This is a genomic window from Phaeobacter sp. HS011 (assembly GCF_018101215.1).
Lineage (GTDB): Bacteria > Pseudomonadota > Alphaproteobacteria > Rhodobacterales > Rhodobacteraceae > Phaeobacter > Phaeobacter inhibens.
The window spans coordinates 391,907-408,887 of record NZ_JAGEUF010000001.1; the positions used below are offsets into that span (position 1 = coordinate 391,907).

At 58.5% G+C, this 16,981-nt stretch carries 17 protein-coding genes; 11 read left to right on the plus strand and 6 right to left on the minus strand.

Annotation, left to right across the window (positions count from 1 at the left end; translation table 11 throughout):
* The first annotated feature begins 103 nt into the window (after window positions 1-103).
* Window positions 104-331, plus strand: a complete 228-nt coding sequence (locus J4721_RS01835; protein ID WP_211001980.1) for a DUF1858 domain-containing protein — start codon at window positions 104-106, stop codon at window positions 329-331.
* Window positions 332-405: 74 nt separating this feature from the next.
* On the opposite strand, the gene J4721_RS01840 is transcribed toward J4721_RS01835, so the two are convergent.
* On the minus strand, window positions 406-1,095 hold the full coding sequence (locus tag J4721_RS01840; RefSeq protein WP_211001981.1) for a Crp/Fnr family transcriptional regulator: 690 nt from the start codon (window positions 1,093-1,095) through the stop codon (window positions 406-408).
* A 218-nt stretch (window positions 1,096-1,313) separates the two neighbouring features.
* Here J4721_RS01840 and nirK point away from each other — a divergent pair, with 218 nt between their 5' ends.
* Both nirK and J4721_RS01850 read left to right on the plus strand, forming a co-directional pair.
* Window positions 1,314-2,537, plus strand: coding sequence for a copper-containing nitrite reductase (nirK, locus tag J4721_RS01845; RefSeq protein WP_102856098.1), 1,224 nt, complete (start codon window positions 1,314-1,316; stop codon window positions 2,535-2,537).
* 37 nt (window positions 2,538-2,574) lie between these two features.
* Complete coding sequence (locus J4721_RS01850) at window positions 2,575-3,333, plus strand: SUMF1/EgtB/PvdO family nonheme iron enzyme (protein ID WP_247655765.1); 759 nt, start codon at window positions 2,575-2,577, stop codon at window positions 3,331-3,333.
* Window positions 3,334-3,335: 2 nt separating this feature from the next.
* Here the strand turns inward: J4721_RS01850 and J4721_RS01855 are convergent, their stop codons facing one another.
* Both J4721_RS01855 and J4721_RS01860 read right to left on the minus strand, forming a co-directional pair.
* Entirely contained in the window at window positions 3,336-3,944 is a 609-nt protein-coding gene (locus tag J4721_RS01855) for a TetR/AcrR family transcriptional regulator (protein WP_211001982.1), read from the minus strand.
* Window positions 3,945-4,017: 73 nt separating this feature from the next.
* Window positions 4,018-5,049, minus strand: a complete 1,032-nt coding sequence (locus J4721_RS01860) for an AraC family transcriptional regulator (RefSeq protein ID WP_211001983.1) — start codon at window positions 5,047-5,049, stop codon at window positions 4,018-4,020.
* Window positions 5,050-5,205: 156 nt separating this feature from the next.
* On the opposite strand from J4721_RS01860, the gene J4721_RS01865 reads away from it, so the two are divergent.
* Both J4721_RS01865 and J4721_RS01870 read left to right on the plus strand, forming a co-directional pair.
* Window positions 5,206-5,646 (plus strand): cupin domain-containing protein, encoded by a 441-nt coding sequence (locus J4721_RS01865; protein ID WP_014881760.1) that lies wholly within the window; start codon window positions 5,206-5,208, stop codon window positions 5,644-5,646.
* 125 nt (window positions 5,647-5,771) lie between these two features.
* Window positions 5,772-7,259: an NAD(P)/FAD-dependent oxidoreductase gene (locus J4721_RS01870; RefSeq protein WP_211001984.1), complete on the plus strand. Its 1,488-nt coding sequence runs from the start codon at window positions 5,772-5,774 to the stop codon at window positions 7,257-7,259.
* Between the two features lie 47 nt (window positions 7,260-7,306).
* On the opposite strand, the gene J4721_RS01875 is transcribed toward J4721_RS01870, so the two are convergent.
* Both J4721_RS01875 and J4721_RS01880 read right to left on the minus strand, forming a co-directional pair.
* Entirely contained in the window at window positions 7,307-8,008 is a 702-nt protein-coding gene (locus J4721_RS01875) for an MOSC domain-containing protein (RefSeq protein ID WP_211001985.1), read from the minus strand.
* Entirely contained in the window at window positions 7,995-8,552 is a 558-nt protein-coding gene (locus tag J4721_RS01880; protein WP_211001986.1) for a MarR family winged helix-turn-helix transcriptional regulator, read from the minus strand. The genes J4721_RS01875 and J4721_RS01880 overlap by 14 nt, the downstream gene beginning before the upstream one ends.
* An 80-nt stretch (window positions 8,553-8,632) precedes the next feature.
* Here J4721_RS01880 and J4721_RS01885 point away from each other — a divergent pair, with 80 nt between their 5' ends.
* A complete protein-coding gene (locus J4721_RS01885; protein WP_211001987.1) occupies window positions 8,633-9,382 on the plus strand; it encodes a hypothetical protein in 750 nt (249 codons plus the stop codon).
* 80 nt (window positions 9,383-9,462) lie between these two features.
* Here the strand turns inward: J4721_RS01885 and J4721_RS01890 are convergent, their stop codons facing one another.
* On the minus strand, window positions 9,463-10,407 hold the full coding sequence (locus J4721_RS01890) for a PDR/VanB family oxidoreductase (protein WP_211001988.1): 945 nt from the start codon (window positions 10,405-10,407) through the stop codon (window positions 9,463-9,465).
* A gap of 132 nt (window positions 10,408-10,539) precedes the next feature.
* Between J4721_RS01890 and J4721_RS01895 the strand changes: the two genes are divergently transcribed.
* The 5 genes from J4721_RS01895 to J4721_RS01915 all read left to right on the plus strand — a co-directional run bounded on the left by J4721_RS01895 (window position 10,540) and on the right by J4721_RS01915 (window position 16,946).
* On the plus strand, window positions 10,540-11,445 hold the full coding sequence (locus J4721_RS01895; protein ID WP_211001989.1) for a LysR substrate-binding domain-containing protein: 906 nt from the start codon (window positions 10,540-10,542) through the stop codon (window positions 11,443-11,445).
* A 90-nt stretch (window positions 11,446-11,535) separates the two neighbouring features.
* On the plus strand, window positions 11,536-12,690 hold the full coding sequence (locus J4721_RS01900) for an aromatic ring-hydroxylating dioxygenase subunit alpha (protein WP_211001990.1): 1,155 nt from the start codon (window positions 11,536-11,538) through the stop codon (window positions 12,688-12,690).
* On the plus strand, window positions 12,687-14,138 hold the full coding sequence (locus J4721_RS01905) for an aldehyde dehydrogenase family protein (protein ID WP_211001991.1): 1,452 nt from the start codon (window positions 12,687-12,689) through the stop codon (window positions 14,136-14,138). The genes J4721_RS01900 and J4721_RS01905 overlap by 4 nt, the downstream gene beginning before the upstream one ends.
* A gap of 3 nt (window positions 14,139-14,141) precedes the next feature.
* The gene (locus J4721_RS01910) at window positions 14,142-14,381 is read left to right on the plus strand and encodes a hypothetical protein (RefSeq protein WP_014889337.1); all 240 of its coding nucleotides are present in this window, start codon (window positions 14,142-14,144) and stop codon (window positions 14,379-14,381) included.
* 144 nt (window positions 14,382-14,525) lie between these two features.
* Entirely contained in the window at window positions 14,526-16,946 is a 2,421-nt protein-coding gene (locus J4721_RS01915) for an FAD-dependent oxidoreductase (RefSeq protein ID WP_211001992.1), read from the plus strand.
* Window positions 16,947-16,981: the final 35 nt, after the last annotated feature.

Sequence of the window (16,981 nt, forward strand, 5' to 3'; positions counted from 1 at the left end):
TCGCTTGGTGATAGCCCAGGCAGCAGTGGCAAAGGTTGTGCAAGCGCAAGGTTTGGCGCGATTGCCGCTGCTAGCCTGACCTCTGAGGGAGGATTGATCCGTCATGCCGCCGCCAAAACTGGACGACCCCGACCTGCCGCTGGATGTCCTAATGACAACCTGGCCGGAGACGGTCCGGGTCTTCATGGACCACGATGTGCTTTGTGTTGGCTGTATGGTCAGCCCGTTCCACTCCGTCAGCGAAGCCTGTGCGGAATATCATCTGGATGAAGAGGTGTTTCGGGCTGCGTTGGCAGACGCAGTAGAGGCCGCGCACCGGCGTTGGGGCTGACCCCGGGTGTCTATCCGATCAGAAGACGCCACTGCAGAGGGATACCCCAAGCCCGCTCAGCGTCGGTGCCACTCTTATGGATCACTGAGGAGCATCAGCCGATGGGGGTCACAGATGGTGATCTTCTTGCGCTTGCTGCTGACCATCCCGTCCTTCTCCCAAGCGCTGAGCAGGCGGCTGACGGTATGCAATGTGGTACCTGTGAGTTCTGAAACATCCTGACGGGTGATCGGAAACCCGATCTCGATCCCCTGAGCGACCTTGAAGCCGGATTGATTGATCAGACGTAGCAAAGCGCGCGCAACACGCTGTTCGACATGTTGTGTCGACATTTCCATGATACGGGTATTCATCTCACCAATACGGGCACCGACCGTTTTATAGGTCTCTGTGGCAAAGCCTGGGTAATCGACGATGAAACTGTCCCACAGTGAGGTCGGCCAGCAAAGCAACAGCGCCTCGCTCGCGGCAATGGCGGTGGCCGGATAGTGGTCGCGCCCCAGAGCCCGCGCAATTCCAAATAGCTGTCCGGGCGGAATATGCAGGGAGGTCACCTGTTCACCGTCGCTGGAGATACGCACGACCCGAATGGTACCATCCAGCAGCAAATAGAACGTCTCCGCAGGATCACCTTCGGCAAAGACCGTTTGGCCGGGACCAACTCCGCGACTGCTGGCGTGGTCAAGGATCGTGCGGATCTGCGCGTCAGCCAGCTGCGAGAATGGCGGAAGCGGGCGAAGCAGGCTTTCATGTAGGTGGCGCACGGCATCTCCGAACAAGCGTTGTCATGATCCTAAAACAAAACCGGGGGGGCGTCACCCGCGTCGCGTTTTGATCGCGGCTTGGGCTTGGTCAGCCAAAAAACCGCCGCTGTCTTTGCGCTGCCGCAACGTCCCGAATGCGACGATCAGCTAAATTTATCGCGACATCAGCAAACGCGGCTCGCGCAAGGCGGAGCACGCCTAAGACAAGGAGAGCGACAATGACCAAACGTTTCAACCCCGGGCTTGCTCAGACAAGCCGTCGCAACGTGCTGCGCGGAACTGTTCTTGCCGGTGCTGCGGCGATGACCGGCGGGCTGGCCTCCTCGGCAAACGGGGCCGGTCTTCGGACATCGGTGCCACCGTTGCGCGGTACTGCGCACCAGTTCCTTCAAGCCGAAGCACAGGCACAGGCCGAGGCGGCCCCGGTGGATCTGTCGGGGTATACCCGCGTCAAACAAGAACTGGTTGCACCGCCGTTCGCGCCCCAACATGAGCAGGTTGCATCCGGCGGGCCGAAGATCGTCGAGATTGAACTGATCACTGAAGAGCGGCTGATGGTGGTGGATGAGGACACCGGCGCCGAGATCTGGGCGCTGACCTACAACGGGTCTGTTCCCGGTCCGCTGATCATCGTGCATGAGGGCGACTATGTCGAACTCACACTGCGCAACCCGACGGACAGCCAGATGGAACACAACATCGACTTTCACGCCTCGACCGGAGCGCTCGGGGGCGGCGGCCTCACCCATGTCTTCCCGGGCGAAGAAACCGTCCTGCGCTGGAAAGCAACCAAACCTGGCTGCTTCACCTATCACTGTGCGCCCGGCGGCGCGATGATCCCCTATCATGTCACCCACGGAATGAATGGTGCCATCATGGTGCTGCCGCGCGATGGCCTCAAAGACGGCGAGGGCAATCCACTGCGCTATGACAGCATCGCCTATATCGGTGAGCAGGATTACTATCTGCCGATGGACGAAAACGGCGACTATCGCACCTACGAACTGGCGGGCGACGATTACGCCGACAGTATGGACGCGATGCGGACGCTGGTGCCGACCCATTCGGTCTTCAACGGCGCTGTCGGCGCCCTGACCGGCGACAACGCACTGCGCGCGAAGGTCGGTGAGACGGTGCTGATGATCCATAATCAGGCCAACCGCGACTCCCGCCCGCACCTGATCGGCGGCCATGGCAACTATGTCTGGGAGACCGGGTCATTCACCGACGCGCCGCTGACCGGTATCGAAAGCTGGTTTGTTCGTGGCGGCAGCGCCATGGCAGCCATGTACACCTTCGAACAACCCGGCGTTTATGCCTATGTGAACCATAATCTGATTGAGGCGGTTCTGCTGGGGGCCACGGCCCATTTCGTCGTCGATGGCGCCTGGGACAATGCGCTGATGGAACAGGTGGTTGCTCCGCGCAGCTTTGAAACCTGAACCAACGCACTGCGCATAACGACCATAGGAGAGCACAATGCCCGCTGCCATATTGCACCGCCCCGCTGACCGGATTGTCCTGTTGGGTCTGGGCGCCCTTGTGGCGGCGCTGATCCTGTTGGTCGCCATATTTCCCCCCCGCCTGTCTGACGGACCCACGGGGGGGAGTATCTTTCAGCCAGAACTGGTGCCTGCGGTCGCAGAGCATGACGGGCAGAATGTTATTTACGTCATGAAACATGAGGTTACCGTAGCAGAGTGGAACCGCTGCCATGCTGACGGGGGTTGCGCGCTGGAACTGCGTACACGCGCCAAACAGGATGCAGGGACCACCCCTGCAACCGGGTTGAGCTATCTTGACGTGAGCGAATACCTGGCCTGGATCAATGCCCACAGCGATGGTGGATATCGCCTGCCGCGTGTGGCAGAGTGGGAGCATCTCGCAGCACCCGTCCTCCCGGAAGAGCCCGACCCGATCTTCACCGATCCAGATCTCACTTGGGCATCAACCTATCTTCTGGGCGAACAGAAAAGCCGCGCCCTGCGTCCGCAGGGCAGCTATGCTACAACGCCGGATGGGATTGTTGATATGGACGGCAACGTCTGGGAATGGACACAGGATTGCTATGCCGGCGCCTCCGGTGCAAGCACCAGCCGCTGCCCGGCGTATTTTGTGGCGGGCGAACATCTGGCAGCGGTTCCATTCCTTGTCCGCGACCCAGCACGGGGCGGTTGCGCAGTAGGATCACCGCCAGCACATCTGGGCCTGAGGCTCGTCCGAGACACTCCACTTTAGCCTTAATCCGGGCGCACCGCCGCGAGAATGAAATCCAAAAGACTGCTCCGCAGATGCCGCATTGGCACCTTATCCAACACGCTGTGGTAGGCACTGCCTTCGATGAGTTCGACAATCATCTGCGCCGTTTCGTCGGGAGCCAGCTGGCCACGCATCTCACCCGCATCTGTTCCGCGTTCCAGAACCTTGGCGAGTGCGACGACCAATGCGTTGCGATTGGCGAGAAAGAGGCGGGCAATATCCGGTTTGCGGATGGCTTCGCTGGTGATTTCCAGTCCGAGAATGACATTCTCCGGCACCGCGAGGTATTTCGCATAGGCTTTGACGAAGTTTTCGAGCAACTTCATCGGTGCCCGTGGTTGCGCAAGCCCGTCGATAAAGGGGGCAAGTTCCGCGCGTTCCAGAGCGGCAATCTCCACCAGCACGTCATGTTTACCCGGGAAATGATTGTAGAGATTGCCGAGGCTGACACCTGCGCGATTTGCAATGTCGCGTACACCGGTCTGATGATAGCCGGTTTCGAGGAAACACATGATCGCCGCTTCGAGGATTTGCTGCCGTCGTTTGGCGGTGGTCTCAATCCGGGTGGGTTTGCGCTGGCCGTCTGACATCTGTGTCCTTGGCTGGTATCTCCATGGCATCGGCGCTCGCCCATGCGGCTTGCCGCAAGATGTAGCCCCATCGTCAGAGGCAGGCAAGGACGGGACGTTCGCCGCAGTCTTGCTGGCGGGCGGTGTGACTGGGCGAGTGGCCAAAGCGGGCTTTGTAATCGCGGGCAAAGCGACCAAGGTGAGAAAACCCGTTGGAAAAGGCAGCGGTGGTCACATCCGGCGTGTCGGTCTGCGCCATCAGGTGATAATGCGCGGCATCCAACCGAGCGTTGCGGAGCACCCGCATCGGGCTCTGTCCGAAGGCGCGGCGAAATCCGTTTTGAAGGGTGCGAATGTTCAGATCCACATGGGCCGCAATATCGCTCAGCTGGATCGGATTGCTCAGATTCGCGTGGATGTACTCCACTGCTGCCCGGATACCGGGCGGCAGCGAGCCGTGGTCAGCGCGTTCTATTATATGAGAAATATTGCTGGGAAGCCGTGTCAGCAACGCGCGTGCCAGATCATCTTCCACCCGGAGATCGGAGCCGCTCAGCGCGCCTTGGAATAGAACTCCGACCTCTGCCGCCTGTACACAGGCGCTGACCATCTGCCTCAGGCGCCGTCCACCCTCGGAATGAAGATCAATGCGGCTGGCAAATCGGATCGGTCCCGGTAACTCTGCCCGAATGATCTGGCGCGCCACGGTTTCCAGATACCCCCGGTCGATCTGTAACAGCAGTTTGCGGCAATCAGCGCCCCACTGCATTGTCGTGTCCCGGTCAGGATTGAGCAGCGTCGCAGTGCTTGCACTTGCAATGATATCTGAGCCGCGATGCCGAACACTTGCCTGCCCGGACAGCGGGATCTGCAACAAATAGAAGGAGTCCAACATGCCCGGATCAATTGTTACATCAGCACCATAGTGCAGGTAGTTGATCGAGCTGTGCCGCCCGGCCACGTGGTTGTGACGGACTGCAAGGCCTTGATGTCGCTGCGCAATATCCAGTCGGTGATCACAAAATTTCTGCCCCACCCGATGGCGTGCCTCATCCAGATCCCCGGTGCGTAGCAGCGGGTGATTTCTCAGATACTCAACAGCCTCTGTCTGGGCAGCGATGGTCATCTCGCCTCCACGTCTGGTGGCTCCAGCTTAGAACGCTGCAACGATATTTCAAGCCTCAACCATTCTGGGATCAGATGGGTTCGTTTTCTGGATAATCGGATTTTCGCTCTCGGTGCAGGCTGATCGTCGCAAAACAGTTTCAGGGAGGAAACCGCGATGGAAAAAGGGATCACCAAGGCAAGCGACGGCATCAAGGGGATGTCTTGGACGGTGGTGGGACAGACCTACGTCCCCAAATTGCTCAGCAATGATGCGTTTATTTGGGATGCGGTATTGCCTGCCGATACATTTGTGCCGCCGCATATCCACCCCACTCAGGATGAATGGATCAGCGTCTTGGCAGGGGAGCTGGAAGTGGAATTTTTAGGGGACGTCCACAAGGCCGGGCCGGGCGATACGGTACGTATGCCAAAGGGCGAAGCCCATGCGATTTTCAACCGATCCGGCGCAGAGGCGCATTGCATTTTCGGCGTGGCGCCCGCTCGCAAGCTGTTTGATCTCTTCATTGAATTGGATGGCGTGACTGATCCGGAGGAACTGGTGCGCCTGTCTGCCTTGCATGAGGTCGATTTCTTGCCACCCCCCGCTGACGCGTGATGTGGAAACGGGCCGGATCGCCATCTGGCCCGTCGGATACCTGCCAGCGACCCGCCCGCGGGGGAGGCGGGTCGACATATGAGGACAGCCTGCCGGGAGAGCGGGCCGGAAGGGGAGAATGCAATATGATAAAACGAAAGACAGTTGCCGTAATCGGAGGGGGGGTCAGCGGTTTGGCCGCAGCCAAAGCCTTTGACGAGCGCGGGCATCGGGTGATCGGGTTTGAACGCAGCCATGATTTTGGGGGTGTCTGGGAATTGTCACGCTCTTACCCGGACGTGCAGACACAATCCCCAAAAGATCTCTATTGCTATACCGACCATCCGATGCCCGCGGATTACCCGGAATGGCCCAAGGGACCACAGGTCCATGCCTATCTTCATTCTTATGCTGAGAAACACCGGCTGGCGCGGTTGTTCCGGCTCAATACCTCTATCACAGCGATGGGCCGGCGGCAGGATGGTCAACCTGGATGGACCCTCACACTTGAGGCCGCTGGGCAGACCTGGCAGCAGGATTTTGATTTCGTGGCGATATGCACCGGCCAATTTTCAGAAAAGAACATCATCCGCCATCCAGGTCAGGAGGAGTTTGTCGCGCGGGGTGGGCAGGTGATGCACTCATCGGATTACACAGATCCCAGCCTGATGGCGGGAAAGGACGTTGTGGTCCTTGGCGGGTCCAAGTCTGCCACCGATATTGCTGTCAACGCAGCCAAGAACGGGGCAAAATCTGTGCGGCTGGTCTACCGAGAGAACGTCTGGCGCGTGCCCTATTTCGTCGGCGGCATCAACTTCAAGAAGCTGCTCTATATGCGGGCGCAGGAACAGCAGTTCAATCAATGGGGCAAGACCCCCCTACAGCGTGTCATCGCGGCGGCGCTGAAGCCTCTTGTCTGGGCCAATTTTCGCGGGTTGGAAACCCTGCTGAAACTGCAACTCGGACTTAAGAAGCACAATATGGTGCCCACCACACCCATTGAGAAAGAAGTGTCCTGCTCTGTGCCGATTGTGACGCCCGGTCTCTTTGAGGGGCTGAATGACGGCAGTATCACATCCGTCATCGGCACTTTTGAAAGCTATCAGGAAGACGGTCTGCGGCTGAGCACCGGCGAGGTGGTTCCCTGTGATATCGCCATTCTGGCGGTTGGCTGGAAGCTTGGCGTGCCCTATCTGGCGCAAGAGTATCGAGACAAGCTGATCGAGGACGACGGACAGTATCGCGTCTACCGGCTATCGGTGAACCCGGATCTGCCTGAGATGGGGTTTGTCGGGTTCAATTCCAGCTTCTGCACGGTTCTGTCGGCCGAGATGATCGCCAATTGGCTGGTGCGCTATGCCGACGGGCAATTGGCCAATCAACCGAGCCGCGCTGAGATGGATGACAGTATTGAAATGATGTTGAACTGGCGCCGCCGCGAGCGGCCAGCGGCGCAGGTTTACGGCGGGCTGTGTTCAGCACCCTTTCATTTCAAGCACTTCGACGAATTGCTGTCGGATATGGGTGCCCGGGTACACAAACGCAAGAACCCACTCGTGGAGCAGTTTGCGCCACCGGATGCGACCGCCTACGGGCAGTTTCTCGCCACGACCCCGCAATACCGGGTCAATTGATCACCACGGCCGTGATGCAATCCCAGAAACAGGGGCCGACCTGAGCCCTATTCCTGCGCGCCGATCAAGCGCGCGCGGGTATCTTCGCCGCTATCTCCCTCAGCCATGCGGGCAAAAGCTGCGCGCCAACCTGCCGCGAGATCCTCCATATGTGCGAGCACTGCGGCATCTTCCGGCGCAACCTTGCGGGTGAGCCGTGCGTGGGTCACACGCTCCACCGTCCAGTCTGGCTGTCGCCGTTCCATCAATGTGATCTTATCACCGGTCTGTGCGATTCCGGGATCAAGCACCCGGTAATACCATCCGGTGCGTCCGGTTTTCTGAAACAGATAGGGCATCCGTGTGTTGCCGGTATAGAGCCCCAGTTTCCAGCAGGGTTGCCGCCCTTGGCTGATCTGAACAACGGCCGTGCCCAATCGCAGGATGTCACCAATGCAGAGCGTTTTCTCGGTCAGACCTAAGCTTGCGATATTCTCCCCAAAGGCGGCAGGCACCGAGGTGAGCGGCATCTCTGTTTCGTCCTGCCAAAGGCTGTAATGGTCGCTTGCGTAGTGATGGATCGCCTTATCCGCGCCGCCATGGACCGTCAGATCTGCCTGGGCGTCCCCGGTGAAGCCGTCAAAGTCTATCTTCTGGGGCCCATGAACCGGGGACTTGCGGATGGCGGTTGGCGCTTTGCCAGCCCAAGGAGTGGCAATCGGGCCGTGGAAAATCCCCGCTATCCGGGTTGAGAGGTCAGGTTGCATCATCTGAAGGCGCCTTATGTTCCACACAAATTAGATCTCTGTCACCGTGCTGGAGTGGGAGGTCCAGCAGGGTGCAATAGCCATGAACAGGGCCTGCATCGTGAAACCTGCAATTTTTGCAGAGGCCAAAAGCTCTCCCGTCACGGGCGTCTAACGCGGCCCGCAAGATGTCCGTCAGCGCAGTCTCCAACGCTGCTGTCACCCTATCTTCCAGCCCCGACAAGGCCGTGCCAATGACAGAGGGCGCTTCGGCAAGCGCCATCCCTTCTGCTGTCAAAGCATAGGAAATCGAGCGTTGGTCACCGGTTTTGGGTTCCTCCTGAACGAAACCCTTGCGCGCCAAGGCCTTTAACGTCTGGGACATGGTGCCGCGTGTTGTGCCTAGGAACTCAGCCACATGCGAGGGCGCTCGTGAGTTTCGATTGGCGCGCGCGAGGTAATCCAATGCCGCGTATTGGGCCGGATTGAGGCTGCCCGACCATCCGCCAGCGGCATCGATGCGGGCCAGACGATTGATCAGCGAGCGAATGCGAGATTGTGATGTCATGAATTATTGGTATCGACTCGAAATTAATAACGCAATACGGTTTATCTGTAGCGACTCGCTACTTTAAATTGGAGACGACCATGACACGATTTTTTGCAACAGCCGCCATCCTCACGCTTGGGGCGGGCGGAGCTCTTGCCGATGGCGACCACGCCTTGCACCAGAAGGGTGCTATTCTGTCTGAAACAGATACCCAGAAAGTGGCCTCCTTTGATATTCTGGCGGCTCATGCCCACCGTGCCGACAACACCGTCACCTTCCACATGACAACAAATGGCAATGCAGGGACCGACACGCCGGAACCCGTGGGCGGGGTCGGCGGAGCAGAAGTGTTCTCTTACGTCTGGCCTACCTCGCTGGATCCCGAGGCAGTCGGATTTGAAGCGGGCACCGGAATCCTCGCACTGGCAGCCACCAGCCATCCTGATTTTGATGACACACCTCTGGTGGATGAGAACAATGATGGGGATACCGGCAACGATGGCCTTCTGTGGCACAGCCACTGGGTGGTCCTGACCCCGACCGAGGCCTGCGGCTCCGGCGCATTGGCAGTCCGAGACATCCCCGAAGGTGCGACGCCGCAGCTGCCTGCAACATGGCCCGGCCTGCCTATCTATCTGGACAGTCCGGGCTTCACGCCTTTGTTCGACGGGCCGGAAATTACCGTGACTGTTGGCTTTCGCAGCGATGTAGACCTTGCTGGCGTGGCCTATGATGGCGTGACATCAGCCCTGCGGGTCAATGCCAACGTGCATGCCCCGTTGCTCTGTGTGGTTGACGTCTTTGACATTGCATCCGGTGATCTGAGCCTGCCGGCAAAGATCAACTAACGGCTTGGTGGCGCGGCGAGAGTGCCGCGCTGCCACATGATTGGCTCAAGCTGCATCCCCAACGTCCACCGCGAAACGCGTCAGAGATTCAACACCAGTTTATCGCCCTTGGCACGGGAGACACAGGTACAGAGATAGCTGTTCGTCGCTTGTTCCTCTGGTGTGAGGATGCCATCGCGATGATCCACCTCCCCGTCGAGCACATCAACCAGACAGGCGCCGCACAGCCCTTCGGAACAGCCGAAATCCACTGCGATCCCGCTGGCTTTCAGGACGTCCAGAATGCTCTCTTCGGCAGAAACCCGCAGCATTGCGCCGGTCGACTGGATTTCAATGTCAAAGCTGCCGTTGCTGCCGGTGCCCGCATCCGCAACCGCAGCGAAACGTTCGAAATGGATGGTGCCACCGCGCATGGCGCTTCCCGCCTCCAGCACCGCGTTCAGCATCGGTTCCGGCCCGCAGGTGTAGACATCGCTGCCCATGGGCATTGACCGCAAAACCGCTGCCAGATCCAGCTGACCATCCGCATCGTCACAATGCAGATGATAGCGATCCCCCAGATCCAATGCGCGGAACGGTTCATCCATTGCGGCCAGATCCTGTGAGCGGACCAGATAGTAGACCTGAAAATCCCGCCGCATATTTGCCAGGTCACGCGCCATAGCCACCAGAGGCGTTGCACCAATTCCACCTGCAATCAGAGTGACATACGGCGTGTCGGGCTGTAGTTTGAAATTGTTACGAGGGGCGCCGAGCAGGATTTCATCCCCCTGTTTCAGCGCATGCATGGCGTGGGACCCACCACGACCGCTGGCTTCCAGCTTGACGGCGATATTCAGTTGGCGGCCATCCTGTCTCCAGTTCCAGATCGAGTACTGCCGCACAAGATCCGGACCCAGGTGCACATCAATATGCGCACCCGGTTCCAGCCCAGAAAACCGCCCGTTGATGAGTTCAAAGGAAAAATCGACGGTGTCAGGGCTCAGCGCAGTTTTGCCAACAAGACGAGCTGTCCGGGTGTCCATCTGCTGTCCTTCCTCCAAGAGGGTGAATTCCTGTCTCTCAGAACCGTATTTGAGTTTGCCATTCAATTCGAAAAATACTCATACTCAGGTGAATTCATATCACGCCTAGCCACGCCCAACAGCAGAGCCACCATGTCCAGACGTCATTATGATCTGCCACCCCTCACCACATTAGCGGCTTTTGAAACTGCCGCACGCCATCTCAGTTTCAAGAATGCCGCGCAGGAACTATCTGTTACACCGGGCGCGGTCAGCCACCAGATCAAGGCGCTGGAAGGAGAGCTTGGTGTTGCCCTGTTTCAGCGAAAACATCGTGGTGTTGAACTCACCCGTGAGGGGCAGGGGCTTTATGAGAGCTTGGCCACGTCGTTCCGCCAGATCTCGCGTCAACTGTCGAAAACCCGGCAAATGGGTGAGGAGGACGCGGTAACAGTCGGATCGACCACAGCGGTGGCAGCGCTTTGGTTATCTCCGATGATCATCCAATTTTGGCGGGAATACCCAGATCTAAACATTCATCAGATCACACAGGACCGCCCGTTTCATGACACGCGAGAGTTTGATTTTTTCATCCGCTATGGGCGTGATAGAGATGCCACACTGGCCCACACTGCAATCTACCGCGATCAGCTGGTGCCCGTGGCACGGCCTGATCTCGCGGCGGGCCTCGACGGCGCTTCCCTTCAAGAAATTGCACAGCAACGGCTGATCCACCTTCAAAGCGCCAGTCAGAGTTGGACAACCTGGGCCGACTGGTTCCATGAATTGGGCCACAAGGGTGACATCGCTGCTGGCACCCGGGTGACCAGCTATTCGGTTGCGCTGCAAATCGCGCGAAAAGGCGCAGGCGTTGCGCTTGGGTGGCGCCGATTGATCCAGCCGATGCTGGACAGCGGCAAGCTTGCGATTGTTGGCTGCCATAGTGTTCCGGCACCACGGGAATTCTATCTGGTCGGGTTGCCAGATGACGAACTGTCCCCCAATGCGCTCAAGCTGAAACAGTGGATCCTATCGCAAACCCGCGATACATGGCTTTAGTTTTTCTCATCCATGAATGAAGTTTTCCCCTATTGAGCGCATTCGGTTTGCGCCTCCAATAGGGCAGCCAACTTCGCCATGGAGAGTTCGATGAACACACATAGCCCCCTGTCGTCCGTGCTGGCCCCGGTCAACACCGCCAATGGCCTGCCAAATGAGCATTACGTCGATCCACGCGTTTTTGACGAAGAAAAAAAATCCGTTCTGTTTGCGAATTGGTCGGGCATCGGATTTGGCAAGGACATACCGGAGCCGGGGGACGCCAAGCCGGTTGATTTCCTCGGCATGCCGCTGTTGCTGGTGCGCGACCGTACTGGTGAGATTGGCGTGTTTCAGAACACGTGCCGTCACCGCGGCATGATCCTAGTGGACAAACCGCAGAAAATCCGCGGTGCCATCCGCTGCCCCTATCACAGCTGGTGCTACGGGCTGAACGGCGCCTTGCGGACAACGCCGCATGTTGGCGGGCCAGGGCAGAATACACATGAGGATGTGGATATGGACAAGCTGGGTCTGATCCGTATCCGCTCACATATCTGGCGCGATGTGATATTTGTAAATGTCGATGGTCAGGCGCCTGACTTCGCCACGGCTCATGCGGGGTTGCTGGAGCGCTGGCAGGAGTTTGAGACACCGATCCATCATGGCGGCGAAGGATCCTCGTTGAAACTGGAGGTCGCAACCAACTGGAAGCTCGCGGTCGAAAACTACTGTGAGAGTTATCACCTGCCTTGGGTGCATCCGGGTCTCAACAGCTATTCCCGACTGGAAGATCACTACAATATTGAGGAGCGCGGGCAGTATTCGGGTCAGGGAACCTTGGTATATCGCCAGCTGACCGACGAAGGTGGCGCCAAACTGCCTGATTTTGCGGGGTTGAGTGGCCAATGGGACGAAGGTGCTGAATATATCGCAGTCTATCCCAACGTGCTGTTGGGTGTGCAGCGCGATCATAGTTTTGCGATCGTTCTGGAGCCAAAGGCTTGTGGCCATACGGTTGAACATATTGAGCTCTACTATGCCGAAAGCGAACGGGATACGCCGGAGCTTGACGGGTTACGCGCCTCCAACGCGCAGCTTTGGAAGGCTGTCTTTGAGGAAGATGTCTTTGTTGTCGAAGGGATGCAGAAAGGCCGCCACGGTATACTGTTCGACGGCGGGCGTTTCTCGCCGGCAATGGATGGGCCGACGCATAACTTTCACCACTGGGTCGCAACGCAGGTCCAGAAGGGGCGCGCGGCATGAGCGATTTCCTGCGCGATGGTCTGGCGCGGAACTACGTCGCCGGATCCTGGCTCGAAGGGGATGGCGGCGCGCGTTTGGCGGTTGAGGACCCCGGCACGGCACAGGATTTTGCCGATGCGGCGCTGGTAGGGGAAGCAACATTGGCCCGGGCACTGGAGACCGCGCGGGCCTCTTTTGACCGGGGGGACCTAGCGGATATGCAACCTTCGGCCCGGGGGCGACTGTTGCTGCGCGTAGCGCGTGAAATTCGCGCCATCAAGGCGGAAGGCGCAGAGATCTTATGCCGCGAAAGCGGCAAGACACTGGACGCCGCAAGGGACGAATTCGAAGAAGCCGCCTTGTATTTTGAATATTACGGAGGTGTTGCCGACAAGATTGAGGGCAAGTCGATCCCGCTTGGGCCAGACTATGTCGACTATACGATATATGAGCCGCATGGCGTGTCGGCGCAGGTGGTGCCGTGGAATTTCCCAGTGTCTATCGCCGCCCGGTCGCTGGCCCCATCCATGGCGGCAGGGAACGCCACAATTATCAAGTCGCCAGAACTGGATCCAATCGCGCTCGCGCTGTTGGGCAAGGCACTGGAACGCGCCGAGGTGCCTGCGGGCTCAGTTTCGATCCTGAATGGTATCGGTCGCGATCTTGGTGCGCGTCTGGTCGCCAGCAGTGCCGTTGATCAGATCGTCTTTACCGGATCGGTGCCAACGGGGCAGGCGATCCTGCGGGCTGCCGCTGACACGATTACGCCATCCCTGATGGAGCTCGGCGGGAAGTCTGCGGCGGTGGTGTTTGCCGATGCGGATCTGGATGAGCTGATGACGAGCCTGCAATCGGGAATTTTCTTCAATGCGGGTCAGGTCTGTTCGGCCATGGCACGGGTGCTGGTGCATCGTTCGATCTATGACGAGGTCGTGACCCGCGCGGTATCGCTGGCCGATGGGCTCAAGGTCGGGCATGGCATACACAATCCAGAACACACGCCAGTGATCTCCGCAACGCAACTATCGCGGATCGAAACGCTGATCGCCACCGCTGAGCAGGACGGCGCCCGTATTGCCGCCGGAGGTCGGCGACTGGAGTGTGAGGGACACTTCATGGCGCCGACGATTCTGGCCGACGTCAGTCCAAATGCCCGAGTTGCGCAAGAAGAGATCTTTGGACCAGTCACTTGCATTACCCCCTTTGAGACTGAAGCAGAGGCGATCGCCATGGCCAATGGCACGGAGTTCGGTCTGGTCGCTGGGGTATTTACCCGTGATCTTGCGCGGTCGCACCGTGTCGCGCGCAAACTTCGCGCGGGTCAGGTTTTTGTCAATGAATGGTTCGCTGGCGGAATTTCCACCCCGTTTGGCGGCATCGGTAAGTCCGGCTTTGGCCGCGAGAAAGGCTTGGAGGCGCTCTATAACTATGTGCGGACCAAGAATATCGCAATTTCGCTGAAGGGCTGAGCCATGGAGCGTGATGATCTTGATCAGGCCCTGTTACAGGCCCACGCGGAGGGGGACAGCACCGCTCTGATACGGCTCTACTCTCTGGCAGCGGACGCGGCGGAAGGCGCAGGCGAGATTGACCGGGCCTGTTTCTATCTCACCCATGCCTTTGTCTTTGCACTGGAAAGCGGGGCGCCTGAGGCCGACCCGTTGAACGCCCGGCTGGCAGCACAGGGGCGGGCGCATCGGCTTGTCTTCTGAGATGTCGCAAACGGGCATTTTTTATACAATTCCGGCTGGCACCCTAAGGTGTGAAGCCATTCAACCGGACTCAAAGGTCCAACCCGTCGCAGTGACAGTGCAGGCCACTATTACTGCCACATAAGGCTCTTGAAGGGGGCAGAGATGCGCAGAGAAGCACAGGCAGTTGTCATCGGTGGAGGTGTCATCGGCTGTTCGATCCTCTATCACCTGACGAAACTGGGATGGTCCGATGTGGTACTGCTGGAACGTGATGAGCTGACCTCCGGTTCGACCTGGCATGCAGCGGCCAATATCCATGGATTGCACGACAGTACCAATATCAGCCGCATCCAGCATTATACGATGACACTCTACAAAGAGCTGGAAGCGGAAACCGGTCAGAGCTGTGGTGTGTTTCAGCCCGGTTCACTCTATCTGGCGCAGACCGAAGAGCGTGAACATCAGCTGAAGCTTCAGGCCGCCAAGGCCAAACTCTACGGGATGAATTTCTACGAGATCAGCCTTGAGGAGGCCAAACGCCTGAACCCGCTGGTCAATTATGACGGCATCCGTTGTGTGATGTACGAACCCGATGGCGGGAATGTGGATCCGTCCGGCGTAACAAATGCCTATGCGGTTGGCGCGCGCCAGCGTGGCGCGGAGATCCATCGCTTTACCCCCGTCACAGCCACCGAGCAGCAGACGGACGGGAGTTGGCTCGTCAAAACCCCGAAAGGTGATATCCGCACGTCTTGGGTGGTGAATGCCGCCGGGCTTTGGGGTCGGGAGGTTGCCGCCCTTGCTGGGGTTGAACTGCCTTTGCAGCCAACGGAGCATCAGTATTTCGTGACTGAAACCATGGCCGATGTCGCTGGTCACGGAACCCGCTTGCCATCAGTCAGCGACCGGGATGGCGAATATTATCTGCGCCAGGAAGGGCAGGGTTTGCTTGTCGGCGCCTATGAGAAGGACATGAAGTTCTGGGCCGAGGAAGGCACGCCGCTGGATTTCGCCCATGATCTGTTCCCGGACGATCTGGAGCGGATTGAGGACAATATGATGAACGCCATTGAGCGGCTACCAGCGGTAGGAGAGGCGGGGATCAAACGTGTCATCAACGGGCCGATGATCTGGTCTCCGGATGCCAATGTTCTGATGGGGCCCGTTCCGGAACTTGAGGGGTATTTCTGCTGCAACGGGATTATTCCGGGTTTCTCTCAGTCCGGCGGGATGGGCTTGATGGCAGCACAATGGATCATCGAGGGCGAGACCCAATACGACATGTTCGCCTGGGACATGGCACGGTTTGATACTTGGGCCACCAAAGAATTCACCAAGGCGCGAGTGCAGGATCAATATGCGCATCGTTTTGCAATCCATTTCCCCAATGAGGAGCGCAGTGCAGGCCGTCCGGCACGGGCCCGTCCGATTTATGCGCTACAGGCTGAAATGGGCGCGGTTTTTGGTCTCAATGCCGGTTGGGAGCATCCGCTCTGGTTTGCCACAGCTCCCGGAGCCAAGGACACCAATGGGTTTACCCGCCAAAACTGGTGGGAACCGGTGGCCGCGGAATGCCGGATGCTGCGCAGCCGCGCAGGCATTATCGATATCTCCAATTTTGCGAAATACCGCTGTGCAGGGCCGGATGCGGAAACCTGGCTGAACGCGGTTTTTGCGAACACTATGCCTAAAGCTGTGGGTCGCTCCTGTCTGACGCCTCTGATCTCGAAACGCGGCGGGATTGCCGGGGATTTCACTGTGACGCGCGTGGCCGAAGACGCATTTTGGATCATCGGGTCTGGCATGGCCGAACGCTACCACAAGCGGTTTTTCAAGGCGGTGCCCCTGCCTGAGGGAACAACATTTCAGTCCCAGACGGAGGCGATCTGCGGTTTTAACGTCGCCGGCCCCAAGTCGCGCGAAATGTTGCAGCGGCTGACCAATACCTCACTTGCGACGGAAGATTTCCCCTTCATGCGGTCGGCGATGATCGATCTTGCCGGCATTGAGGTATTGGCGCTACGGGTGTCCTTTACCGGCGACCTGGGTTGGGAGCTGCATTGCAAAAGCGAAGATCAACAACGCCTTTATGCGGCCCTGTTAGCGGCGGGTGAGGAACTTGGGGCAGGTCCCGTTGGCAGCCGCGCCTTGATGTCCCTGCGTGTCGAAAAGGGCTATGGCTCCTGGATCCGGGAATACAGCCCGGAATACTGGCCGCAGGAGGTTGGCTTGGACCGGCTTTGCAAACTGCAGAAAGATTTCCTGAACAAAGCTGCTGCCGAAGACGTGTTAAAAAACCCGGCACGCGAACAGCTGGTGTTGTTGCATCTGGACGAGGCAGAGACCGCTGCCTCCAATGCAGATGCGACAGGCGGCGAACCCATTTTCAAGGATGGCAAGGGCATCGGCCGCGTAACCTCCGGCGCCTATGGCTATAGCGTTGGTATGTCTCTGGCGCTTGGCTTCGTGCGAGATGCAGGCCCTGGTGACGAGGTAGAGGTCATGGTGTTGGGTCGTCCGCATCGGGCAGTGATCCTTGACCGCCCGCCATTTGATCCCGATGGCGCCATACTGCGCGGTTAAGACTCAACATAGAAAAGAAAAAATGGAGGCCGCTC